This window comes from Pedobacter duraquae, from assembly GCF_004362245.1.
Classification (GTDB): Bacteria; Bacteroidota; Bacteroidia; order Sphingobacteriales; family Sphingobacteriaceae; genus Pedobacter; species Pedobacter duraquae.
In genome coordinates this window covers 1,116,850-1,140,777 of record NZ_SNWM01000002.1, presented here as the reverse complement: position 1 = coordinate 1,140,777, position 23,928 = coordinate 1,116,850, and the positions used below count along the sequence as shown (strand labels likewise).

Genomic DNA, 23,928 nt, shown 5'->3' with positions numbered 1-23,928 from the left:
TGAATTTAAAGAATAATCAGTGATATGAAGCGTGTTTTGAAGGTAGGAATAGATTCTGCAGCACCTTTTCCGATGCATACCGATTACAATTCGAGTATTTTTGAGGGGTTTGAAGTGGATTTGCTTAAAGTTATTGCTGAACATCTTGACCTTGAGGTGCATTACGAAGTTTCGTTGTGGAAAAACATACTTAAACAGTTGTATAAAGGTGAGCTTGATATGATTTGCTCTGCGGTAACTATGACCGCCTCGCGGCAGCGTATTTTGGAATTTAGTGAGCCTTACCTGCAATTTCGACTTTGTGCGGTTGTTAAAGACAATGAGCATCTCTATGAAACTGCTAATTTTAAGAATAAGATTATCGGCGTACGTGTTGCCACTGAAGCAGAAAAATATATCATGGACCAGTTTCCAAATTACATATTGGTACATGCTGATACCAATAAGGAACTGTATGAACAATTACTTAAGGGGAAGATTGATGTGCTTATTGATGACTCGCCGATTGCGGGTGGCTTCCTGAAAAAACACCCCTCGTTAAAAATAGGTTTGTTTTTGCCCGATACGGATTCTCATTACGCAATAGCCATGCGAAAAGGCGATGTGAAACTCAAAAATGAGATCAACGAAGTATTACGTGCTATGAAAAAAAGCGGAACCTACCAAAATATTTTCACCAAGTGGTTTACCCAAATACAACTCTAACCTTAGCCAATAACTATTTTAGTATTATTTGCTGTTGGATGCGCTGTGCAGATTAATACACGACCATTTGCTACTTCATCATCGGTGAGTACTTCATTGTAGTCCATTCTTACTCCTCCCGCTGTACAGGTAGAGGTGCAGGTGCTGCATACTCCCCCGCGACAACTATAAGGTAGATTAATGTTGTTTTCCAATGCTACATCAAGAATGCGTTTGAAATAAGGTACTTCCAATTCATATGAATTTTTATTCCACGCTATTACTACACTGTATGTGTTCTGGTCGGCAGCTTCTTTTTCAGATGTATCATCATCATCGGCTTCGTCTTCGGGAATAAAATAGGTCTCTCTTTTGATCTGATCTATTGTAAATTTCAGGGAAAGTAATACAATTCTGCAGTTGACCATATAGTCTATCGGGCCACAAGTATAGAACAAGGCTTGCTCGGGATCATATTCCATATTTTCCAGCACAATTTGCTCTACCATAAATTTATTGAGTCGTGCTTTTAACAGGTTTTTAGCATCGCTGAAAAAGTAAATGATTTTTAGCCGGTCAGGGTATTGCTGCTGCCATTGATTGAGCTCTTCGTAAAACAGGGTATTAGCTACCGATTTATTACTGTAGACCAGAATAATTTTGGATGCCTCTTCTTCCAGAAGGGCTGTTTTTAGGATAGAAAATACAGGAGTAATACCCACACCTGCGGCGAATAAAAATACAGTCCGCATTGTTTCTTTAAAGGGAACATAGGTAAATACGCCATTGGGTTCTAAAGCGTTCAATATGTCACCTACAGTGGTTTTGTGATGTAGGAACCTGGATATCTCACCATTTTCTACCAGCTTAACCGCGATGCTTAAAGGTTCATTTACCGAGGGCGAACTGAACAGCGAATAGGAACGCCTGATCTCCCGATTGTTAACATTGAAAATCAAAGTCAGGAACTGGCCTGCATGATAATAAACAGGATCTTCGGTAGGCTCAAAGACAATTACCAGATTGTCGCCTGGCTCCGGTCTGATTTCAGCAATCTTTAACGGCAATATTTTCATTGCTTCAATTTTAGCTAATATTAATGACTTCCCGAAGTCTTATAAAGCAGAATCTGCAGGCCTGAATGGTAGACGCCGTATTAAAAACCCAAATTATTTTTTGTCCCGCACAATAAACCTTAAGACTGTTCGTCTATATAATGAGCGTTAATTTAGATGGAAGCGGGGATAATCGAATAGGTTATTCCCGTTTCTTTTTTGTGGCCTGATTTTAGCGGTGTTTTTTACAATGAAAAGACAATTATCCTTGTTAATTTTTATTGTTTGCGGATTTCTGGCCTGTAAAAAAGATTCGCCGGAAGTTAAGGCAGAGTTCCGTGTAAAAAAAACTTCGTTCTATTTATTGGAACAAGTTGAATTTATGAATGTTTCTGCCCAGGGTGTTTATCTTTGGGATTTTGGTGACAAACAGACTTCCACAGACGTTAGTCCTGTTCATACCTATACCAAACCCGGTACTTACAATGTGAGTCTGACCTTAAATGGTCAGGTTACAGAGGTTAAAACAATCGTCGTTTATGCAAGCATATCCAGTTATGTGGTTGTGAACAATACTGGTTTTGACGGTCTTGAGGTTACTGCCTACTACTCTGATATCAACGGTCGGATAGCGGATTCTGTTAAACTTGGTACCTTGGCGGCATTGGCTAAATCAGACACTGTGTTTACTGCAGCTACATTGATCAAGCTCGGAGGAGTTCAGATGGGCAAACGTACCTCAACAGAATATCCACTGCTGCGTAACACCAACAATGTGCTTTCTATGCAATAGTCCGTTATTCAAGAGCTATTCCCTGAGGGTATTTCTTAAATACGCCGCTAAAATCCAGATCTTTATATTGTTCACTTGATTTGCGCATAATAAAACACATATTTCCGTATTCGTACGGGCCTATCTGCTCTGTTGTCCATGCTTTTTCTCCAGATGCATAAGGTATAAGCCATTTAACGGCTCCTTTGATCCCTTTGCCTTGCAAACCCTCTTTGTTCCAAAGGTCTACGCCAAGTCGTTTTGAAAGCATAGCTATCTTGGCCCAGGCATCGAGGTTCATGTTGGTGTAATCCCATGACTTCGTTCTCGCTAGTTCTAATGGCTGTGCTCCTTCAGGGGTAAACTGAACATTTATTCTTGGGATGGTGATATCGTTGATGATATGTTTTGCGAGATTCGTGTTTCCGGTAAATAACGCAAAATCGGCTACCTGAAGATCGTAATTTGTTCCGTGGTTATTAGTTTGTGACTGCTCGCTTTTGCCGTTCTCGCTGTTAAGGAGCCAATCCGTATAACTAGCGAACCATTTTTTTACATCATTAACTACTGTGGGATCAATTTTGCTACCCTGAAGTAGCGCAATGGCGTCAGGGATATTGATCAGCCCAACAGTTTCAATGATCCCAATTCCTCTTCCTTCATTTACTCCTGGAACATATTGCCCGAAATTAAGATTTGGATTCATACGTGTCTCTGGATTAACAAACCATACCCTTAACAATGTTTCTGCCCGTAGCGCATATTTTTCATTGTTGCTGTAATAATAAGCCAGTGCCAGTTTTTTGACGGTGCTACTCATGTCGCCCAGCTGACTTCTATCATGAAGCAGGTAGATCTCCGGATTTCTTTTTCCGTCTTTGCGGATATAAGGCTTGCCATCTGGTTTTGAAGGATCTGCCCACCAATATGGCGCCTGACTAACATAATCATGTGGGTCATTGGTCGGTGCCATTTTAGTTTTCTGAAATGTTACCGAGTAAGGGCCTTTGTCTATTACGCTATCTGCCGATTTGATTAAACTGGTGATTTTGTTTTTGACTGCCGGCTGTATCGCTTTTTTAGCCGTCATTAAAATGGTTTCGTCAACAAGCAGATATTTTGGGCGTTCCTGGGTATAACCATAATTGGCGATTAAGGTGAAAAACAGACATAGGCTTAATGTTGATAATCTTGGCTTCATAGTACGTACATATTTGGATATTCAAACATAACCTGTTTGAACTAAGTGCGATGTGCTTTAGTATAAATTATTTACGAAATCGGTTTCGGCTAAGCTAATTTCTAGCGTTACAGAGAATAAGAGCCTTGACTAGTGTTAAATTTAACATTATTATAGTTGGTGTATTAAGTAAAGCTGTATTTTAGTAGCGTATGGTTAGAGCGTTATTTCTTGTTTTTGCAGTAGTTTGCTTGTTTTTGAGAACCACAGAAGCTTTTGGCCAACAGAAATTTACGGTTAGTGGAATTGTGAAAGACAATACTACGGGCGAAACACTTATAGGTGCCAACGTCAAACTTCAACAACTGGATCAGATGGGTACTTCTACCAATGCCTACGGTTTTTATTCTATTACTGCTCCCCCCGGGAAATATGCGTTGCAAGTAAGTTCTGTAGGGTATCAATCCTTTACCCGTGTGATTGAACTTGCTAAAAATTTGCAAATCCAGGTAACGCTTTCGGCGGCCAACGACCTTGAAGAGGTTGTCATTACCGGCGGAAATAAAAAGGATCAGAATATCAGCAACCCACAGATGGGGCTCGAAAAACTCAATATGGCACAGATCAACAACGTGCCGGTACTTTTTGGTGAGCGCGATGTAATAAAAACAATCCAGCTGATGCCGGGAGTGAAATCTGGCGGTGAAGGGAATACAGGTTTTTATGTTCGCGGAGGAGCATCGGATCAAAACCTCATTTTATTGGACGAGGCAATAGTTTACAACGCGTCACACTTGTTTGGGTTCTTTTCGACATTCAACTCTGATGCCATAAAAGATGTTACGTTATATAAAGGCGGAATGCCCGCTCAATATGGCGGAAGATTGTCCTCAGCTCTGGATATCAGCATGCTTGATGGTAATTCGAAAGCTTTTGGTGTGCAGGGAGGAATAGGTTTGATAGCCTCACGATTAAAAGTAGAAGGGCCTTTGGTTAATGGTAAAGGGTCATTTATGCTAAGCGGGAGACGCACCTATGCTGATGCCTTTCTAAAGCTTTCTTCGGATACTTCACTTAAGAATGCTTCTCTGTATTTTTATGATGTAAATGCAAAAGCAAATTATCATTTTGATGATCGTAATGCGATTTATTTCTCTGGCTATCTAGGTAAGGATGTACTTGGACTTAGAAATTTGTTTGGCACGGATTGGGGCAATAAAACAGGTACCTTAAGGTTCAATCACATCTTCAGCGATAAGCTGTTTTCAAATACCTCGGTAATTTATAGTGACTATAAGTTTGCAGCTCAGAGCTTTTCGAGAGGGAATGAATTTAAGGTGGTGTCGAGTATCCGTGATTTTAACGTCAAAGAAGATCTTCAGTACTACATCAGTAATTCGCACACAGTTCGATTTGGTGTTAATGGTATCAGTCACCGGATTACGCCTGGCGAAGTTACCGCAGCTGCAAATTCAAGCTTCAATGCTAAAACATTGCCAGAAAGACAAGGCCTGGAGGGTGCTGCTTATGTGTCTGACGACTGGCGGATCGGAAGCAAGCTTAATATCCTTTATGGTTTGCGGCTCAGTCTTTTCAACCTGAACGGTCCGGGAACATTCAATACTTATGATGATACAGGGAATATTCTAACTGCTACGGATTACAATAGTGGCGATCTTGTACAGCAGTATTTGACCCTGGAACCCCGTTTGTCATTGAGTTACACCATTAATCCGGCAAACTCAATCAAGGCTGCATATAGTAGAAATACACAGAATATCCACCTGCTTTCCAATTCCAATGCGAGCTCGCCGTCTGATTTATATGTGATGAGCAGCAACAATATCAAGCCTGAAATTGCAGACCAGGTGTCAGCAGGCTACTTCAGGAATTTCAAAGACAATACTTATGAGTTTTCTGCAGAAGTGTATTATAAATGGCTGCAGAATCAGATCGATTATAAGAATGGTGCCCAGATACAAGCCAATGAAAACGTAGAATCACAATTGGTATATGGTGATGGAAGAGCTTACGGCCTTGAATTGTTTGTGAAGAAACGGACAGGTCGCTTTAACGGTTGGGTAGGGTATACCTTATCAAAAACAGAACGTCGGTTTGATGCAATTAATAACGGAAATTACTTCCCTGCACGGCAGGACCGTACACATGACGTATCCCTGGTAGGTATTTACCAGCTTACTAAACGTTGGAATTTATCGGCATCATTTATCTATGGTACAGGAAATGCCGTAACCTATCCGGCAGGAAAATATCAGCTTAATGGCGTAACGAGATTTTATTATGATTCCAGAAATAGTTCGCGCATGCCACCAACACACCGCTTGGATCTGGGTGCAACTCTGGAGGGTAAAATGCATAAACGTTTCCATTCCAGCTGGACATTCGGTTTGTACAATGCCTATAACCACAAAAATCCATATGTGATCAATTTCCAGAATAGGAAAGATGACCCAACAAGAACTGAAGCCGTACAAACCAGTTTATTTGGTGTTATTCCTTCTGTGACATATAACTTTAAATTTTAGGATCATGAACAAGCAAAGATATTTTGGTTTCTTAATCGGTTTATTTGTTTTGGCGTCGATTGTATCTTGCGAGAAAGTACTTGACCTGAACTTAAATAATGCAAGCCCGCAATTGGTTATTGAAGGCAATCTGACCGATGTGCGCGGAGTCCAGTCGGTTAAAATTTCAAAATCGGTACCTTTTGATCAAAGTAATGTTTTTCCGGCTGTCTCGGGTGCTTCCGTGGTGTTGACAGACAATGTGGGTAATAGGTACAACTTGCTGGAAGGTACTACGAAGGGGACTTACAATATCAATAACCTATTTGGCAGAACCGGTAGGGTGTATACGCTAAATGTTGGTGTTGAGGGGCAAACGTTTACTGCGGTGTCAACCATGCCACCATCGGTAAGGCTTGATTCCCTTACAGGAAGTGAAGAGACCTTTGGCAATGAAAAAAGAAAGGTGATTGCAGTGAATTTTTCAGAGCCGGGTGGGCAGGTTAATTATTATCTGTTCCGGATGTCTGTTAACGGTAAGTTAGCCAGCAGGATATTTACAGATAACGACCTTTTTACCAACGGAAAATATGTGCGCCGGAATTTGTATCTGACTGACAATGATAATGTAAAAATCGAATCCAGAGACGAGGTGCTGATAGATTTTCAGACTATAGATAAACCGATTTATACCTATTGGTTTAGTTTGGAACAACAATCTTCATCGGGTAATCCAAATGATGTAACGACCCCAGCTAATCCACCAAGCAATTTCAATAATGGCGTACTGGGCTATTTTAGCGCACATACTACACAGACCCAGGTGGCTGTACTGAAATAGTGCTGTCGTTTGTAGATTATATTTTTAAACTTTTTTCTGTACTGAGTTGTTCATTATAGACCTATGTTTAAAAAATAAAGATGATGGAGAAGCGAATATTAGTTGTCGACAATGATGATGAAATGGGTGATCTCTTCAAGGAGATTTTTAACGACGGCAGTTACACCATATTCTTTCACGAAGAAACTGATGATGTTTTTGACCTGATCAAAACTCATGAACCACATGTTATCGTGCTGGATTACAACCTGAATGGCACAAATGGCGGGGAATTATGCCGGCAGATTAAAGATAATGCTGAGGTTAGCGATATCCCGGTGATTTTGTTTTCAGGATTTCCGAAAGCGATATATGCATCAGAAAATTACGGGTATGATGCCTTTGTTGAAAAACCTTTTGATATCGATGACATCAAGGAGACTGTAGACGAGCAGATTGAACGCTCACTTTAAGATCCAGTAGCCAACAGCAAGCCAGATCAGTCCCTTTATCAGGAAAAATAGAAAGCCCAATACGCCAACACGCTTGAGCCATTTTAAAAAGATATCTTTTTTGGATGATTCAGGAGTTTTCGGTTCCATTGGGCTTTCCTATGTGTTGATGACCTATTACAGGCCGTTGTAATTATCTGCTGTGCTGGCGTAATCTTGCCTTATTTTTTCTTTGAATTGCATGGCTTTCTCTTTCCACTCTGGAATATTGTCCTTGAAATCGTCAACCAGGGATCTTCCATCTTCTACCCTTTTTTTGGTTGCATACTTAACGCCTGCTGCTACAGCGGCGCCAACAATGATCATTTTTAATAGTCCCATTTTTATTCGTTCTAAATTTAAGATTTATAGTTTAGACAATCAAATACAATAGTTGTTCCATTTATTTTGACTTTTATTTTCAATAGGATTCTCAGTTACATCTGATTTATAATGAAGATATTGATCTGGAGGGTAAGCTGATTTCCTATTTCGCCTTTTTTTTAGGAATGACCTTCATTTTGGCCCTAAAAAGCCGATACCTTACTGGTTTTATGTGAGGTCTTTTTCTATATTTGGTTTCTGAAAAACACAAGATATGTCAGCGGAAAAAAAAGAAATATTTGAAAGTATAGCCCAGCGCCTTAAAATTGAAGGATTTAACGTAGTAAATACAGATGATACCCGTCCATGGGGTGGTTTCTTCGTTATTGATGAAGACCAGGCTCAGCAATTTGCCAATGTTTATTTTGATGGACTGAATGTTGAAGACCTGAAGATTGGCGGTAAGTTAAGTCCGAAAATCCTTGTCGTTGCACCTAACAAGCGTTTATCATGGCAATACCACCACCGCAGGGCCGAAATATGGCAGGTAGTAAGTGGAACTGTAGGTGTTAAAACCAGCGATGATGATACTGAAGGCGCAATCCAAGAATTGACTGCGGGCAGCAAAATTAAATTGCAACAGGGTGAGCGACACCGCCTGATTGGTTTGGATGACTGGGGTGTTGTTTCTGAAATCTGGCAGCATACCGACCCCGAAAATCCTTCGGATGAATCTGATATTGTTCGCGTTCAGGACGATTTTGGTAGATAAGAAAGGATCTTTTGTTTACTTTTGAGATTTGAAAATCTAATCTATTTTTTTTCTCGTTAGTAAACGAACACCCTTCTATGATCATTTTAGCATTTTTTCTGGCGCATTGGTTTTTGTCCCTCTTTTCTCAAACATTTTTCTTACACCGTTATGCTTCGCATAAGATGTTTAAAATGAATGGATTCTGGGAGAAATTCTTTTACACCATCACTTTTTTATCACAGGGATCATCGTTCTTGAACCCGCGTGCGTATGCAATTCTACACCGTATGCACCACGCATATAGTGATACTGAGAAAGATCCACATTCCCCACACTTCGTAAAAGATGTTTGGGGAATGATGATTCAGACAAAGAACATTTATCTGAATTATGCCAAATATAATGAAGAGCCTGAAGAGCAATTCAGAGATAGGTATCCATCATGGCCTATCATCGATAAAATCGGTGACTCCTGGATCACGCGTTTGGTATTTATCAGCTTCTACATTTGGTTTTATGTAACTTTCGCTACACAATGGTGGATGTTTCTGTTGCTTCCTATCCATTTTCTAATGGGTCCTTTGCATGGCGCTATTGTGAATTGGTGCGGCCATAAGTATGGTTATTCTAATCATGACAATGACGACCATAGTAAGAATTCACTTCCATTGGATTTCCTGATGATGGGGGAGTTGTTTCAGAATAATCACCATAAGAAACCAAATAGTCCGAATTTTGCTTCTAGGTGGTTTGAGTTTGATCCTACGTATCCGTTGATGAAAGTTATGCATTGGTTGCATATTATTCGTATTCGCAAAACTTGATGCGCTCGGTTATAAGTTCTGGGTCTGTGAAATTTGAGGATTAATTTATTATGTTATTCGAAGTCTGGAATCTTTTCCCTGCGGGAAAACTTCCTAGGCCTTCTCATTAACATAATAAATTAATTAGTGCAAATTATCAAGGACTGTGGAATTTACGCGCTCGCTTTCCGGGAGACTGAGTGGTTTTTTGACTTGAGGTTTATGCATCCGGCAGGTTTTTTTTATTTATAGTAAGGTATGCGATTTTTTCTGGAAAGTTCTAGCTGACTTTATACAGGCCGACGACATCAACGAATTTAAACATTTGACCGGGCCGGGTATCTATGTAATTAAGGCCATCTGTTTTTGATAACTTTTAGCAGGCCTTATACACACCGACGATATCAACGAATTTTGAACATTTGAGTCAGACCTGGTATCTATGTAGTAAGGTGATCTGTTTTTGACAATTTCTAGCTGACTTTATACTGACCGACGACATCAACGAATTTTGAACATTTGAGTCAGACCTGGTATCTATGTAGTAAGGTGATCTGTTTTTGACAATTTCTAGCTGACTTTATACTGACCGACGACATCAACGAATTTTGAACATTTGAGTCAGACCTGGTATCTATGTAGTAAGGTGATCTGTTTTTGACAATTTCTAGCTGACTTTATACTGACCGACGACATCAACGAATTTTGAACATTTGAGTCAGACCTGGTATCTATGTAGTAAGGTGATCTGTTTTTGACAATTTCTAGCTGACTTTATACTGACCGACGACATCGACGAATTTTGAACATTTGAGTCAGACCTGGTATCTATGTAATAAGGCGATCTGTTTTTGACAATTTCTAGCTGACTTTATACTGACCGACGACATCGACGAATTTTGAACATTTGAGTCAGACCTGATATCTATGTAATAAGGCGATCTGTTTTTGATAATTTCTAGCCGGCCTAAAAGCTGATGACGTTAATTCATTTTGAACATCATGTGAGGTAAATTCTTGAGATTCTTGAACGTTTCCTGATTACCGGGTCTTGAATTGTGAAATTAAGAATTGGCATAACGCAGTAAAAAAAGGAAGGGCAAGCTTTTTAGCTTGCCCTTCCTTTTTTTATATATTTCCCGGAATGAACCAAAACAAAATTCCTACCCCGCGAATCGCTATCAGCGCCTCGCTAAAAAAGAATTTGCTGTGAGAAGGCCTAGAAATGTTTTTCCGCAGGGAAAAGATTTCAGCCTTCGAGCAGTAATTCTTTTTTAGGAATTTGATCCTTTTGGTTTACTCCACCTTCGTGAGCCACTTTTGGGTGTTCTTTTAGCACCATTCAGATTTGGCTCTCTTTCCTGGCGCTGGCGTCCACCACCACCACCATTGTTACCGCCACCACCACCTCTTTTAGGTTTTGGTTTATCCTGCTTAGCCATAAGTCCTTGCCAGCTCATTGCGTAAGGGTTATCTTCTGCAACGGGGATGGTTAATCCAATCAGTTTCTCTATATCTTTCAGGAACTCTCTTTCTTCTGAGTCGCAGAAGGAGAATGCTGTTCCACTTAGGCCTGCACGACCGGTACGGCCAATTCTGTGAACGTAAGTTTCAGGAATATTTGGCAGCTCGTAGTTAATCACGTGTGTTAACTCATCCACGTCGATACCACGCGCAGCGATATCTGTTGCTACCAGGATTCTTGTTGTTCTGTCTTTGAAATTTGTAAGCGCACGCTGACGGGCGTTTTGTGATTTATTGCCGTGAATAGCTTCTGCGCGGATTCCGATTTTCGTCAGATCTTTAACAACGCGGTCTGCACCATGTTTTGTACGGGTGAAAACTAAAGCTGTCTGAATCGTTTTATCAGCAAGGATATGCGCAAGCAGGTCTTTCTTGTTGGTTTTCTCAACAAAATACATGGATTGCGTAATTTTCTCTGCTGTAGAAGAAACAGGGGTCACTTCTACCTTTTTAGGAGAAGTTAAGATCGTATCGGCTAATTTCTGAATCTCAGCAGGCATTGTGGCCGAGAAAAACAAGGTTTGCCGCTTAGCAGGAAGTTTAGTGATAACCTTTTTTACGTCGTGGATAAAGCCCATGTCAAGCATCCTATCTGCTTCATCAAGAACGAAAATCTCAACATCTTTAAGGTTGATAAATCCCTGTCCCATCAGGTCGAGCAGTCTTCCAGGTGTAGCAACAAGAATATCCACACCGCGATGCAAGGCATCTGTTTGGGCTTTCTGACCAACACCACCAAAAATTACGAGGTGGCGTAAAGGTAGATTTCTACCATATGCTTTGAAACTTTCTTCGATCTGAATAGCCAGCTCGCGTGTGGGCGTTAAAACCAGTGCGCGGATTGGTTTTGGTCCTTTTACATTAGCGTGCGGCTGGTGTAGTAACTGCAGCATAGGAATTGCAAAAGCAGCAGTTTTACCTGTTCCTGTTTGCGCGCAACCTAAAAGGTCTTTGCTTTCTAATATAGTTGGGATGGATTGTTCTTGTATAGGGGTAGGCTGTGTATAGCCTTCTGTTTGGAGCGCTTTAAGAATAGGCTCAATCAGGTTTAATTCTTCGAATAACAATGTGTTTGTATTTAATATTAATTAATGAGGGAATAAAAAGAAATCATATTCCGATACAAAGGTACGTATTAGTTTCGGCTTTTAGGTATGTGTCTGATTCAGGCTATTTTTGCTCTCTAAAGCGGCTGAAGAACAGGAGAGCAAATACGCAGAGGACAAAGCCTACGACGCCATTTAAGCGTAGGCCGAAGTCGTTACCAGGATCTTTACCATATACGGTCAACATGGCAAAGATCGCAATGCCAAGGGTTTGGCCAAGCTTGACAAACAGATATTTGACGGCAAAAAACATACCCTCATGATTTTCGCCGGTCTCCTCAGTATCGCGCTGGGCGATGTCGGCAAGGATGGCATTAGGGAGGATGCCGAGTGCAGCAAGGGGAAATGCGGCACAGGTAACAAGGATCAGCATTTGTATGTTCGCGCTAAAAGGAAGCCTGCCAAGAAAATAAATGGTGACAAAGATCAGGCTTAATACGGCAAAAGCTGTTAACACGAGTGGCTTGCGACCGAACTTTTTTGCTCCCCAGTTAATGGAAGGGTAGAAAAGAATGGAAAGGAAAACCATGATGCCCATAAATTTGCCCCCATCAGAATCCGGCAGTTTGAGCAATACCGTAACAAAAAAAAGTAAGCCACTCGAGATGATGCTCAAGGCAATATAAAAAGAGAAATCAGAGATGAGGTAGTACTTGAAGTTGGAGTTTCTAAAGGTGTTTTTTATAGCTGGTAGCAGGTCTATGTGTGTAGGTTTTGCCTGACTATATTCTTTTTCATTGATAAATAGTGCAGGGAGCAGCATAACAAGACCGGAAAGGATGCAAAGACCCCAAATGGTATATTGTACGGCCTGCATTCTGTTTGCTACATGAAGAAACTGTTGGATCAGGTCTGCGAAATTATTGGTCAGCGCTGACAGGATCATCCCCATTACAAAACCTACCTGCTGAAAGGTTGATAGTTTAACCTTCTGTTCTGGGCTGTGTGCCAGCTCTGCCAACAGGGCGTTGTAGGGAATAATATAGGTGGTTACTGAAATGAAAAAACAGGCAAGCATAGCCGTCAACCACCAGGCATTGGTTGTACTTTCTGTTTTTACGATCGGATAAAAGATTAATGAACAAAATAATACAGCAGGTATAATGGCATAACGCATAAAAGGAATACGGCGACCGTTTGGGTTGGTGCTTGCATCGCTTACCGAAGCAATAAAAGGATCGTAAACGGCATCGAAAAGGCGACCGGAAGCAGCAATGAGCGACAATATATTGAATGCGCCGAATACCAGCAGTTGTGGTACAAGCGGGTGGAGTCCGGAGTTACTGGGTGGCAAATAAAAATAGGGGAGCATAGCAATAATGATATTGGTCATCGTACTCCAGCCCATCATTCCGGCAGCATAAGCAATCTCTTTCCCCAGTGGTAATTCTTTTCCTTGCATCTGATCTTTCGGGAGGCATTAATTTCATGAAAGATACTAGAAAATGTGTATTTGTTGAAACTTTGTAGTTGATTGAGCCGGTTATTCGGTTAAATTTGTATTTCTACTCAAAATCATCATGGCTGAACCGAATTATAACGAAGATAGTATCCGGTCTCTCGACTGGAAAGAACACATCAGATTGCGTCCGGGTATGTATATCGGAAAGCTTGGCGATGGCTCTGCACACGACGACGGTATTTATGTGTTGCTCAAAGAGATCTTCGATAACTCCATTGATGAGTTTGTAATGGGATCCGGCCGGACGATAGAAATTACTGTGTCTGACCATAAGGTAAATATTCGTGATTACGGGCGTGGCATTCCTTTAGGTAAAGTGATCGACTGCGTTTCCAAGATTAATACCGGCGGTAAATATGATAGTAATGCCTTCCAGAAATCTGTAGGGTTGAATGGTGTGGGTACCAAGGCCGTAAATGCCCTGTCTACTAATTTCCTGGTACAGTCTTATCGTGATGGAAAAACTAAGAAGGTGGAGTTCTCTAAAGGGGAAATTGTTATTGACCATCCGGTAATTGATACGACACAAAGAAATGGTACCGCCATCACTTTCTACCCTGATGAAAGTATCTTCAGAAACTACCATTATATTCCTGATTTTGTAGAAAGCATGATCTGGAACTACGTGTTCCTGAACACTGGATTGACAGTGAATTTTAACGGACAGAAATACTTTTCTGAAAGGGGTCTCTATGACCTGTTAAATAAGGTTGCCGATGTAGAAAGTCTGAGGTATCCAATTATTCACTTAAAAGGCAACGACATTGAGATTGCAATGACGCATGGCCAACAGTATGGTGAGGATTACCATTCGTTTGTTAACGGTCAGCATACCACACAAGGGGGTACGCATCAGGCAGCATTTAGGGAAGCGGTAGTAAAAACCATCCGGGAGTTTTATAAAAAAGAATACGAAGCTTCAGATATCCGTTCTTCTATCATCGCTGCTATTTCTGTGCGCGTGCAGGAACCGGTCTTTGAATCGCAAACGAAAACTAAGCTGGGTTCCCAGAATATGGGTCCCGAAGGGCCTTCTGTGCGTACGTTTATTGGCGATTTTGTCAAGAAGGAGCTTGATGACTATCTGCACAAGCATGCCGATGTAGCGGAGGCTTTGTTAAAAAGGATTTTACAGTCTGAACGTGAGCGTAAGGATATTGCTGGTATTAAAAAGCTGGCAAACGATAGGGCTAAGAAGGCTTCGTTGCATAACAAAAAACTGCGCGACTGTAAAGTACACTTTAACACGACGCATGATAGGAGATATGAAACTACTTTGTTCATTACCGAAGGTGATTCTGCATCGGGGTCAATTACTAAGTCGAGGGACGTAGATTGTCAGGCTGTATTCAGTTTGAAGGGTAAACCGCTGAATTGTTATGAGCTCACCAAAAAAGTGGTGTATGAGAATGAAGAATTCAATCTTTTGCAACATGCCCTGAACATTGAAGATGGGCTAGAGGGATTGCATTATAATAACATTGTGATTGCTACCGATGCCGATGTGGATGGGATGCACATCCGCTTGCTGATGATGACATTTTTCCTGCAGTTTTTTCCGGATCTGGTAAGGGCTGGTCACGTTTATATTCTTCAGACGCCACTGTTCAGGGTTCGGAATAAAAAGGAAACGATCTATTGTTATAGTGACGATGAGCGTAAACGTGCTATTGATAAATTGGGAAATAAGCCTGAGATCACGCGTTTTAAGGGACTGGGTGAGATTTCTCCTGATGAGTTTGGTTTGTTCATCGGAAAGGATATCCGCTTGGACCCAGTTATATTAAAAGACCAGACGATCAAAAGTTTGCTTGAATATTACATGGGAAAAAATACACCAGAAAGACAGAAACATATTATCCGAAACTTGAGGATAGAAAAAGACACTGTTGAAGAGTTAGTATCTGCAGATCTTGATGCTGCAACAGCTGCGGTGTCTGAAGATATTGTTGACGTTGCCTAATCGTTAACTTTCGTTTCTTCCGGATGTTGGGGTGGAAGTACGTCTACTTTTTCCTCAACAATGGTGATTTTTGTATGCACGGCATATTTGCTCGGTCGGATTCCACCATCAAATTTCTCAGCATAAGCTTGCGTAAATTCTGCGCCGAAGTAGAGTATGATGGAGGTGTAATAGATCCAGAGCAGAATCACTATAATAGAGCTGGCGGCTCCGAATGCTGACCCCGGATTTCCTTTTTCAATATAAATTCCGATCAGGTATTTTCCTAAGCTGAATAACAACGCTGTAAACAGGGCTCCGATAATTGCTGATTTCCAGCGAAGATCTACATCTGGTAACACCTTAAAGATGATTGTAAATACAGCGGTTACTGCGACGATGGTGATCACGTTATTGAGCACATAGATTAACAGGGTAGCCGTATCATCGGCTACTGGAATCAAGTCTCCAACCTTGCTGTTGCTAAGGAGAGTGCCAAGCTTGGAACCCAAGCTTACGACCACGCTGTTGATAACCAGGGATACGAGTAAGAGGAAACCCATGGAAACAATTAGGGAGAACGAGAGCAGCCTGTTGGTAATCATTTTTTTCCAACCTTTTTTTGGGATAGCTTTTACCTTCCAGATGATGTTGATGCTATCCTGAATTTCTATAAAGATAGCAGTAGAACCCACTATCAGGGTACCGATTCCAACGATGAGGCCAAATGTAGATTTGCCGGTAAGGTTAGCGTTCTCTACAAAGCCCTGTAATTGTTTGGCAGCCTCAGCACCTACCATGCCACTAATTTGCGCGAAGAGTTCCGTGCCAGGGTTAAGCTTATTGCTAAAAAAGATGCTTGCTGCTGAAATGATAATAATGATCAGGGGCGTAAGGGCAAAGATCGTGTAATAGGCGAGGGAGGCACTGAGCTTAGTAACGCGATCTTCAGAAAAACCTTTACCGGCCGCAATGAAAAGGTGGTATAGGGCAACAAAAAAATTCTTGGTATGGTGTACTGCTCTCATGCTTATTAAAATGGATATCCTATCCCAATATTATAAACTAAATTGTCTTTTCTCCAGCCTTTGTCTCCAAAAGCAATCTGGTCAAACACCCATCTGTCGCCAGGAGCAAGGTTAGGTTTGCGTACCGGAAAGGCAACATCTAAACGTACTACAAAAATGCTTGCATCCACACGTAAGCCTGCACCGGTACCAACGCCGAGCTCGCTCAATGACTCACTGAGTTTGAATCCTGAACCGGGTCTTGTCGGATCTTCTTTTCTCAACCAGATATTTCCAGCATCAGCAAAAAGTGCACCGTATAACACACTTACCAGTTTAAAACGGAGCTCTGTGTTTAACATCATTTTGATGTCGCCCCCCTGATCTGCGATCACGTTTGTAATAGGGGCTTTATATGTTCCAGGTCCAAGCGTTCTTGCGGGAAATGCACGCACATCATTACTACCTCCAGCAAAAAATTGTCTGGTGAACGGGAGCGAGGTGCTATTGCCATAGGCGTATCCATAACCAAGATTTAGCCGACTTGCCCAGGTTACGTTCCTGGTGATTTTATAATAATCTCGCAGATCTGTTTCTAGTCGTACGAACTGCGTAAGTGAAGTGTTGAACAATGTTTTTGTACCGCTATCGTTTTTAGGAACAAACAGTCCCCAAACGTTACCACCTGTTTCTATACCACCATTAAAATATACGTTATTTCTGCGGAACGTTTCCATTTGGTTGGTGTATGTGAAGTTATACGTGCTTCCGATAATGAACTGTGGCTCCAGTGTACTTCTCAATCCAGGATTCTGATTGAACAGCAGAACGGTATCTTTCGCAAGGATTCTTGACGTTACGTAGTTAATAGATATCGGATTAAAAGTGTGCTCTTTTTTCTGATTTTCTTTCCAGTTATATCCAAATTGTGCTTTAAATGAATTGAAGCTGTAGTAAGAGTTTCTGGTTAGTAGCTGATAGGAAATCGAAGCAACGGTTTTTGGAATAAACGCGGTAGTACTGCTAGGTTTGTAAAAAGGCACGATAAACCGTGGGAATGTTAATTTTGCTTCACCAGTAATAGAGCTGGTATTCAGGTTTTTATCAACACTTCCGCCTGTCTGGGTCTCAAATCCAACGCTTGCGCTAAGATCTAACTGCTCTGCCCCTCTGAATAAATTTCTGGTGGTTTGTGTGATCTTCACCTCCGAACCGATAAAGTTGTTTGATTTTTGGGTTCCTGTAACACCAAAGCTTAATGAGTTTTTCTTTAAAGGGGTTAGAAAGATATTCAGATCCAGTTGGTCGTTTTTAAAGCTATCGATTGGCAGGAATTCTGCTCTTACATCCTGAAACGCACCGATATTAACCATCCTGTTTAACGATTGGTTGTGATCAGTCCGGTTGTAGGCTTCGCCTTTTTTAAAGAATACAAGTCTGTCAAATACCCTTGGCTTAAAGGTATTCCTATTGTCGTAGATATTAAAATCGTTATACTGTAAAGGCTTTAATCTGCGCAGTACGCTATCTCTGCGTAAATTATAATTGGGGTAGATATTGATGTTCCTGATGGTATAGGGTTTTAAACCAGCATCTGGTGCTACAGTTTTAACACGAACACGGATGTCAACTAAACTTTTACCAATGGTACTGTCTACCTGAATAATTAAGTAGTCTGGGCTAAAATAGAAATAACCTTTTTCTTTAAGATCATTATCTATTCTGATGCGTTCATTTTTATAGACATCCAGGTCATAGTAATTACCAACCTTTAGCAGTGTTTTCTCTTTATTCTGGTTTACAATTGCAGCAACACCGCTTGTATCAGTAGGGAAGCTGATGCTATTGATTTTATAGCGATCGCCAGTGTTTGCTGTGTACACTGCTTTTCCTTTTTTATCTTTTACAACTGTATCGCCAGTCACCACGGATTGGAGATAGCCCTGACTAATGAGGTAACTGGTTAGCACATCATTATTGTATTTAATTTTTACCTGACTGAGTAAAACAGGAGGCTCACCTACTTTAGTTCTAAGCCAATGCCGGATTCCCTTTGGTTTTTTAGGCTCTCCGGCAAGGTTATAAATGAAAAGTTTTGGTTTCAAGCCGAGAATCGACTTGTTAGGCCTTGGGCGCGTTTTACTTTCCAGGGTAGCTTTAACTTCTTTCTGATCGTCTATACGTTTTGAGGAGTCGGGGTTAACTTTAACCTCAGCTCCGGTATACAGTATTTGTCCGGGTTTCAGATATTTAGTATTGCTGCAGGCAGCCCACACTAAACACACGAGTATAAATAAGCTGAGTTTAATTAGTTTTTTCATTCTTTGGTTTCTGTTCTGTATCCGTTCTGTTTCTTTTTGATCTTTTCTGGAAGATCTCTCTGAATTTGTTGTAATCGATTACCAAGGCAAATCCTACGCCGGTTTCGATAATCTGTCCTTGAAGTACGGCATCATTTTGATTTCTCCGGTAGGCCCTCAGACGGTATCGGCCGTCTGCCGACAGTGCGTATTCTATGTTTACATTACCTGCAATATCGGTAGAGTTGCTGCTTTGTGCTTTAGGTCCTTCTAAGCCAAATGAACTACCTACAGTTACTGTGAGGCGATCGTTCAGCAATTTTTTTGATAAACCAATTTCCAGGTCTGTTCTTTGCTCCAGTGCACCTGAAGAATAATCTTCAGAAGAGTTGATGCCGAAATTGATATCTACACCCTGGATCAGATCCGATGCCAGATTGTTGAGTTGTTCGGTCAGCATATTACTCACACTTGAACGGGCAAGTGTCGATATACCTCCACCGCCACCGGCAAGACTCTGGAATGGATTGTTAGCGATAAAGCGGCCCAATGCCAATAAGGCAAATACCTGTTTGTTCAATTCGTTTTCATCACGGTTAACCTGCTGCACTCTCGTCCAGACCTGGCCATCCAAGGCTCCCTTTTCATTTTCCGGTAAATCTATACGGAAACTGATTGTCGGTTTTAGCAATTCATCTTTCATCATCAGGTATACCTGGAATGGAAGTTTTGTTTTTGCCGTTACCAAATCCGGCTGATTAAGGAGGTCAATAGGAGCAGCATTTACTTCGTATAAGGCTGTAAGGTTTACGTTGGCCGACATTGGGTCTCCCGTCCAGACAATATTGCTTCCTTTAACAAGCTTAAATTCTCTTTTTGCTAATCCTCCAACAGAAAGGTTGTAAGATCCGTCTACAATCTCATATCTTCCAGTCAGGCTTATCTTTCCGCTTGGATCCATTGTAGCCGTCAGATTAGCGTCGCCTTTTACATTTAAAGCATCTCCATTTGCAGGGTCTACAATTACATTAAGTTCTGCATCAGGATCGACTTTTAAAAGAGCGGTCAGGTTAATTCCTTTCACCGGCGATTTGGATACGCTATCTGCAATAAGTGCTTTTTTGCCATTATATGGAGCTGCATCGGCATCTATAAATTGAACGATACCGTTTTGATCAATAATTGATGGGTCGGCCGTTGGTAGCGCAAAGAAAAACTTAGTGCCTTTATTCACGTTGAGACTCATTTCTACGTCCGGTTGATTCATATCGCCACGAACTTTGATGTTACTGGTGATAAACACGGTGCCGTAGATCATATCATTATCTGCAGCGGTAGAATTCAACGCCCTGAAATTATCAGTTTTAATATCCATGTTGAACCTGAAGTTCTTATAATCTGTAGTCAGTACACCTCCAGTAATCGTTGCTTTCTGATTTAGAGAGTCTATTATCGTAAAGTTATTAAAGTCGATACCACGCTCAGTAAAACTGATACGTTCGTTTGGCATTCTGAAATAAGAGTTTACATATGTTGCTGTAAATGCAGTCTGATTGAAGCGGATGTCGCCCAAAACTTTCGGCGCTGTAGGCGTTCCCTTGATATTTAAGGCACCAGTAATTGTGCCTGATCCATTTTTTATCTGACCCATGGAAAGGCTTTGCAGTGATTTAAGGTCTATTTTGTCAATATTCAAAGTCATGTCGAGCGCGGCATTTGGCGCAGTGTAATAGAAACCATTTACGCGTAGTTCGTGGACACCAGATAGCGCGACATTCACTTCAAATGCATTCTGCGTATTATTGTTTACTGCTACGCGTAATGTCCCCAGTTGATCCTTCTGATACCTAAGTTCGTTCACAGTCAGGTTAGCCTCAAATTTAGGTGTTGCCATCAGGTCTTTAACATTAACTGTTCCATTAATGGCACCGCCAATAAGAGCCGTGTCGGTTTCTGCAAAACGTGTTAAAGTTTCTATTCTGAAGTTTTTGAATTCTACATTTAATGGTGAATTCGGTGTGTTGCTGGTACTATTGATACCAAGCAATTGGTTCCCCTGACTTAGGTTGAAGTTGTTGGCCAGTACCCCCGACTTACCAAACTGGATGTAATTTTCTGGAGCGATACTCCATTTTTCATAAGCAAGTAGAAGTTTTGAAGGATCCAGGCTAAACCGGAAGTCTTTGTTGATCGATTGGAACTTTCCACCAAGCACATACTTGTCTTTGAATTTGCTGTCCCTTAAATAGATGTTCAATCCCAAAATGTTATTCGCCGCATCACCACTAACTTCGGTTCTGTATAACGCAAATGAGGGGCTCTGCACAGTCTTAACAAATAGGTTGTAATTCAATTTATTCCTGTTGTTATTCACAGTCAGCCTGGTGCTATCTACTTTATAGTCGCCATATACAACCTGTGGGAAACTAGCATTCATCAATAAGCTATCTTTTTGCGTATCAATCAATCCATTAATTCTTGCTGCAGAGAAGGTAGTTAGGGTAGGCACAAACTGTTTAAGCAACTTAGAATTATAGATGTTTGCCGAGAATCGGAACCGTTGATCTGGTATCTTTGTGACGGTACCGAATTCATAATATTTATTAATTTGGTTAATCAACGCAGCGCCAAGGTTTGTGAGTTGGTATTTACCATCCACTCTAGCACTCATGATTTCAGAACGGAGGGTTAACAAGTTTCTTTCAGCTGTAGCTTCAGAATGTACTATGATTGTGTCTACGTTGATCAACTGCCCTTCTTTGGCTAGTTGAAGTCCGGTTACAGATATATCACCATTTAGATAATCTGGATCTGCTGTCGGGATATCTGCCTTAACTACACCAGCAAGTTTGAACTCGGTAGGGCTAAAATTCAGTTTCTGCAGATCCACTCTTTTCAAATCCAGATTAGCTTTAACAGAAGGGTACTTGCCAGCTATATTGGCTGTTGCTGATAAATTAAAGTTTGCATTGCTATCAGCCATATTACTTTTCAGATTTAGCTGTTGCTTAGCAAAATCACCATTTAACTTCAAATTCCTATAGGTGTATTTATTATAGGTAGCACTTAAAATTAGTGCATTAAACCGAGCTGCGGCTGTTTTAGGGTCAAGCCCTGTTCCAGCTACATCCGCTCTGGCAGAAATGCGTCCCAATTGTGCTTGCTGTTTAAGCAGTCGGCCGACATTGAAATTCAACATCTCAACATGTGCGGTATAGTTTTCTTTCCCTTTAGCCCCTTTCATGCTGGCTACCAGCTTGGCGCCGCCCATATCGGTATTGATATTGAAATTCGTTTTGAAGTCTGTGAGTCCACCGGTAAATTTCCCTGTTGCAGCAATCTTGTTAGGCAATTCTATATTGGCTGGTAACGTTTTTGGGGGAATGATGACAAGCAAATCGGCCTTGCTCATTGCAAATTGTTTGATATTCAGATCCAGATAGGCCTTGTTGATATCAGGCATTCCTTTTACTGTTCCACTTACATCAATACGTGTGCTTTTTAAACCGGTAACCTGAAGTTTAGGAATGCTGAGGTTGTTCAGATATCCGTTAACATTAGCGTTTACGCGAATCTTTTCATTTCTGTAATTTGCAGGAATAGCATTGCTAAAGTAAGTGCCGTCTTTTAGGCCAATTGTAGTATTGTTAATAACCATTGCGATTTTAACACGCTCGGGATGCTTAGTGAGGTCGTCAAGAGATGTGTAAGTCAGTTGAGTGGAATTCTGAATGGAGGTGTTCGGCGTTTTAACGATCAGGTTGCTGATTTTTACGGCCTTATCCGAATAGACAACGTCTCCGCTTAACGCATTTAACTGGAAGCCGCTTTTCTCTTTTAGACTGCCACTTTTCACATTTACTTTAATTCCTGTATTGCTGTAGGACAGTGCCTCTGCCTGAAGACCAAGATTTTTGATGTTTAGATGATTGAAATCCATCCCCGGTGCAAGTTTTGCTGCAAGGTTATCAAACTGAATGGCATTATCTTCAAGACTGATTTTTTTCAGTAGGAAAGCCATAGCCGGAGGGGCTACAGCGGTATCGGTTTTATTTGTTGCTCCTGCTTTTACCGGAGCAGCAGGTTTAAAAGCGAATTTAATATTCGATTTATTGAGTTGCGCCTCGTCTGCCTGGTAACTTCCTTTATTCAGATCAGCAAGGAGTTTGGTTAAGGAAAATTCCTTGATGGCGACGTTGGCCTTCATCTGGGTACCTTCAGAATTAAACACAACAGTACTGTTATTTATCTTGGCGTCGTCGGCCTTGTATATGCTATTGGTCAGGTCTATAAATAAATTTTTCGCACCCAGGTTATTGAGATTGACATCTGCATTTGTTTTCGAAATCAGATCGTTAAAGTTTATTTTAATATTGTTAAATGCAAAATCCTGGATCTCTACCAAAGGTAATTTGCCGGCTGCTGTTTTTGCAGTGTCAATACTATTTTCTATATGATTAGCCAGTTGAGTGAGGGGCTTTTGCTGTGCGTATTTGAGCGAGGTGTTGCTGAGTGCTAATTCTTTAATTACATAGTGTTGTCCGGCAAGGTCAAAGTCTTTAATTCTTGATTTAAATTCCCCCAGATAGAGCACTATAGCATTTCCCGCAACATCGTCACGGTATTTAATGCCAATATCTTTGAAGCTAACCTTATCTATCGAAAACTTAAGTGTTGACGTAGTATCGTTTTCTACCGCTGCATCAGGTTTCTTTTGCTCGGTCATGAAAGCGTCTACTAAAAAGGAGAAGTTAAATGCGGTGTCGGGATTAATCCGCGTTACGTTGGCCCTGATTTTCTCCAGCTCAATATTGTTGATCTCTACTTTATTGCTGAGCAGTTTCATTAAGCTGATATCGACCGCCAGGCGATCGGCGTACAGTAAGGTGTCTTTTTTAAGGTCTTCGATGTAAAACTTATTCAGTACCACATCTTTAGGAAATGCGATCTTGATGCTTTCAAGCCTTACTTCAGTATGGGTTTTTTTCTTTAAATAGGTAATAGCCTTGTCCTTGACAAAGTTTTGAACGGCTGGGATATTGAGCGATAGCGCGATCAAAACTACCAGCATAATAATACTGGCAATTACCCAAAGCACGACTTTTAAAGTTTTACGTATATATGTATTCAAGTTTGTAAGATGAGATTTGTACTGTTTCCTAAAAATTAACTAAAATCA

The 23,928-nt window shown here is 40.9% G+C and carries 17 protein-coding genes; 8 read left to right on the top strand and 9 right to left on the bottom strand.

The window, feature by feature from the left end; all coding sequences use genetic code 11:
• Positions 1-24 precede the first annotated feature (24 nt).
• Complete coding sequence (locus CLV32_RS10930) at positions 25-705, top strand: substrate-binding periplasmic protein (RefSeq protein WP_133555319.1); 681 nt, start codon at positions 25-27, stop codon at positions 703-705.
• A gap of 2 nt (positions 706-707) precedes the next feature.
• Here the strand turns inward: CLV32_RS10930 and CLV32_RS10925 are convergent, their stop codons facing one another.
• Positions 708-1,760, bottom strand: coding sequence for a ferredoxin--NADP reductase (locus tag CLV32_RS10925; RefSeq protein WP_133555317.1), 1,053 nt, complete (start codon positions 1,758-1,760; stop codon positions 708-710).
• A 229-nt stretch (positions 1,761-1,989) separates the two neighbouring features.
• Here CLV32_RS10925 and CLV32_RS10920 point away from each other — a divergent pair, with 229 nt between their 5' ends.
• A complete protein-coding gene (locus tag CLV32_RS10920; protein ID WP_133555316.1) occupies positions 1,990-2,532 on the top strand; it encodes a PKD domain-containing protein in 543 nt (180 codons plus the stop codon).
• Between the two features lie 4 nt (positions 2,533-2,536).
• Here CLV32_RS10920 and CLV32_RS10915 read toward each other — a convergent pair whose 3' ends face one another.
• Positions 2,537-3,712 carry an alginate lyase family protein gene (locus CLV32_RS10915; RefSeq protein ID WP_133555314.1) on the bottom strand — a complete coding sequence of 392 codons (1,176 nt, stop codon included), beginning with the start codon at positions 3,710-3,712 and terminating at the stop codon, positions 2,537-2,539.
• A gap of 191 nt (positions 3,713-3,903) precedes the next feature.
• On the opposite strand from CLV32_RS10915, the gene CLV32_RS10910 reads away from it, so the two are divergent.
• From CLV32_RS10910 to CLV32_RS10900, 3 genes are all read left to right on the top strand, one after another.
• A complete protein-coding gene (locus CLV32_RS10910) occupies positions 3,904-6,237 on the top strand; it encodes a TonB-dependent receptor (protein WP_133555312.1) in 2,334 nt (777 codons plus the stop codon).
• Positions 6,238-6,241: 4 nt separating this feature from the next.
• Complete coding sequence (locus CLV32_RS10905) at positions 6,242-7,057, top strand: DUF4249 domain-containing protein (RefSeq protein ID WP_133555310.1); 816 nt, start codon at positions 6,242-6,244, stop codon at positions 7,055-7,057.
• Positions 7,058-7,137: 80 nt separating this feature from the next.
• Positions 7,138-7,509 carry a response regulator gene (locus CLV32_RS10900; RefSeq protein ID WP_133555308.1) on the top strand — a complete coding sequence of 124 codons (372 nt, stop codon included), beginning with the start codon at positions 7,138-7,140 and terminating at the stop codon, positions 7,507-7,509.
• On the opposite strand, the gene CLV32_RS10895 is transcribed toward CLV32_RS10900, so the two are convergent.
• Both CLV32_RS10895 and CLV32_RS10890 read right to left on the bottom strand, forming a co-directional pair.
• On the bottom strand, positions 7,501-7,638 hold the full coding sequence (locus CLV32_RS10895) for an alanyl-tRNA synthetase (protein WP_133555306.1): 138 nt from the start codon (positions 7,636-7,638) through the stop codon (positions 7,501-7,503). The two genes, CLV32_RS10900 and CLV32_RS10895, sit on opposite strands and share 9 nt — an antisense overlap.
• Before the next feature lie 27 nt (positions 7,639-7,665).
• Positions 7,666-7,869, bottom strand: a complete 204-nt coding sequence (locus CLV32_RS10890) for a YtxH domain-containing protein (protein WP_133555304.1) — start codon at positions 7,867-7,869, stop codon at positions 7,666-7,668.
• Between the two features lie 256 nt (positions 7,870-8,125).
• Between CLV32_RS10890 and CLV32_RS10885 the strand changes: the two genes are divergently transcribed.
• Both CLV32_RS10885 and CLV32_RS10880 read left to right on the top strand, forming a co-directional pair.
• Positions 8,126-8,623, top strand: a complete 498-nt coding sequence (locus CLV32_RS10885; protein ID WP_133555302.1) for a cupin domain-containing protein — start codon at positions 8,126-8,128, stop codon at positions 8,621-8,623.
• 77 nt (positions 8,624-8,700) lie between these two features.
• Positions 8,701-9,429 (top strand): acyl-CoA desaturase, encoded by a 729-nt coding sequence (locus tag CLV32_RS10880; protein ID WP_133555299.1) that lies wholly within the window; start codon positions 8,701-8,703, stop codon positions 9,427-9,429.
• 1,253 nt (positions 9,430-10,682) lie between these two features.
• On the opposite strand, the gene CLV32_RS10875 is transcribed toward CLV32_RS10880, so the two are convergent.
• Positions 10,683-11,999 (bottom strand): DEAD/DEAH box helicase, encoded by a 1,317-nt coding sequence (locus CLV32_RS10875; protein WP_133555297.1) that lies wholly within the window; start codon positions 11,997-11,999, stop codon positions 10,683-10,685.
• Positions 12,000-12,102: 103 nt separating this feature from the next.
• The gene (locus CLV32_RS10870; protein ID WP_133555295.1) at positions 12,103-13,440 is read right to left on the bottom strand and encodes an MFS transporter; all 1,338 of its coding nucleotides are present in this window, start codon (positions 13,438-13,440) and stop codon (positions 12,103-12,105) included.
• 118 nt (positions 13,441-13,558) lie between these two features.
• Between CLV32_RS10870 and CLV32_RS10865 the strand changes: the two genes are divergently transcribed.
• The gene (locus tag CLV32_RS10865) at positions 13,559-15,463 is read left to right on the top strand and encodes a DNA topoisomerase IV subunit B (RefSeq protein ID WP_133555293.1); all 1,905 of its coding nucleotides are present in this window, start codon (positions 13,559-13,561) and stop codon (positions 15,461-15,463) included.
• On the opposite strand, the gene CLV32_RS10860 is transcribed toward CLV32_RS10865, so the two are convergent.
• Genes CLV32_RS10860 through CLV32_RS10850 form a run of 3 tightly spaced genes read right to left on the bottom strand, consistent with a single transcriptional unit; the run spans position 15,460 to position 23,880 of the window.
• A complete protein-coding gene (locus CLV32_RS10860; protein ID WP_133555291.1) occupies positions 15,460-16,470 on the bottom strand; it encodes a YihY/virulence factor BrkB family protein in 1,011 nt (336 codons plus the stop codon). The genes CLV32_RS10865 and CLV32_RS10860 overlap by 4 nt on opposite strands.
• A 5-nt stretch (positions 16,471-16,475) precedes the next feature.
• Entirely contained in the window at positions 16,476-18,770 is a 2,295-nt protein-coding gene (gene tamL / locus CLV32_RS10855; RefSeq protein ID WP_133555289.1) for a translocation and assembly module lipoprotein TamL, read from the bottom strand.
• The gene (locus tag CLV32_RS10850; protein WP_243732284.1) at positions 18,754-23,880 is read right to left on the bottom strand and encodes a translocation/assembly module TamB domain-containing protein; all 5,127 of its coding nucleotides are present in this window, start codon (positions 23,878-23,880) and stop codon (positions 18,754-18,756) included. The genes tamL and CLV32_RS10850 overlap by 17 nt, the downstream gene beginning before the upstream one ends.
• Between the last annotated feature and the right edge of the window lie 48 nt (positions 23,881-23,928).

What these genes read in the sequence shown, in the direction of transcription:
- CLV32_RS10930 (WP_133555319.1), top strand. Translation starts at nt 25, where the DNA reads ATGAAGCGTGTTTTGAAGGTAGGAATAGATTCTGCAGCACCTTTTCCG.
- CLV32_RS10925 (WP_133555317.1), bottom strand. Translation starts at nt 1,760, where the DNA reads ATGAAAATATTGCCGTTAAAGATTGCTGAAATCAGACCGGAGCCAGGC.
- CLV32_RS10920 (WP_133555316.1), top strand. Translation starts at nt 1,990, where the DNA reads ATGAAAAGACAATTATCCTTGTTAATTTTTATTGTTTGCGGATTTCTG.
- CLV32_RS10915 (WP_133555314.1), bottom strand. Translation starts at nt 3,712, where the DNA reads ATGAAGCCAAGATTATCAACATTAAGCCTATGTCTGTTTTTCACCTTA.
- CLV32_RS10910 (WP_133555312.1), top strand. Translation starts at nt 3,904, where the DNA reads ATGGTTAGAGCGTTATTTCTTGTTTTTGCAGTAGTTTGCTTGTTTTTG.
- CLV32_RS10905 (WP_133555310.1), top strand. Translation starts at nt 6,242, where the DNA reads ATGAACAAGCAAAGATATTTTGGTTTCTTAATCGGTTTATTTGTTTTG.
- CLV32_RS10900 (WP_133555308.1), top strand. Translation starts at nt 7,138, where the DNA reads ATGATGGAGAAGCGAATATTAGTTGTCGACAATGATGATGAAATGGGT.
- CLV32_RS10895 (WP_133555306.1), bottom strand. Translation starts at nt 7,638, where the DNA reads ATGGAACCGAAAACTCCTGAATCATCCAAAAAAGATATCTTTTTAAAA.
- CLV32_RS10890 (WP_133555304.1), bottom strand. Translation starts at nt 7,869, where the DNA reads ATGGGACTATTAAAAATGATCATTGTTGGCGCCGCTGTAGCAGCAGGC.
- CLV32_RS10885 (WP_133555302.1), top strand. Translation starts at nt 8,126, where the DNA reads ATGTCAGCGGAAAAAAAAGAAATATTTGAAAGTATAGCCCAGCGCCTT.
- CLV32_RS10880 (WP_133555299.1), top strand. Translation starts at nt 8,701, where the DNA reads ATGATCATTTTAGCATTTTTTCTGGCGCATTGGTTTTTGTCCCTCTTT.
- CLV32_RS10870 (WP_133555295.1), bottom strand. Translation starts at nt 13,440, where the DNA reads ATGCAAGGAAAAGAATTACCACTGGGGAAAGAGATTGCTTATGCTGCC.
- CLV32_RS10865 (WP_133555293.1), top strand. Translation starts at nt 13,559, where the DNA reads ATGGCTGAACCGAATTATAACGAAGATAGTATCCGGTCTCTCGACTGG.
- CLV32_RS10860 (WP_133555291.1), bottom strand. Translation starts at nt 16,470, where the DNA reads ATGAGAGCAGTACACCATACCAAGAATTTTTTTGTTGCCCTATACCAC.
- tamL (WP_133555289.1), bottom strand. Translation starts at nt 18,770, where the DNA reads ATGAAAAAACTAATTAAACTCAGCTTATTTATACTCGTGTGTTTAGTG.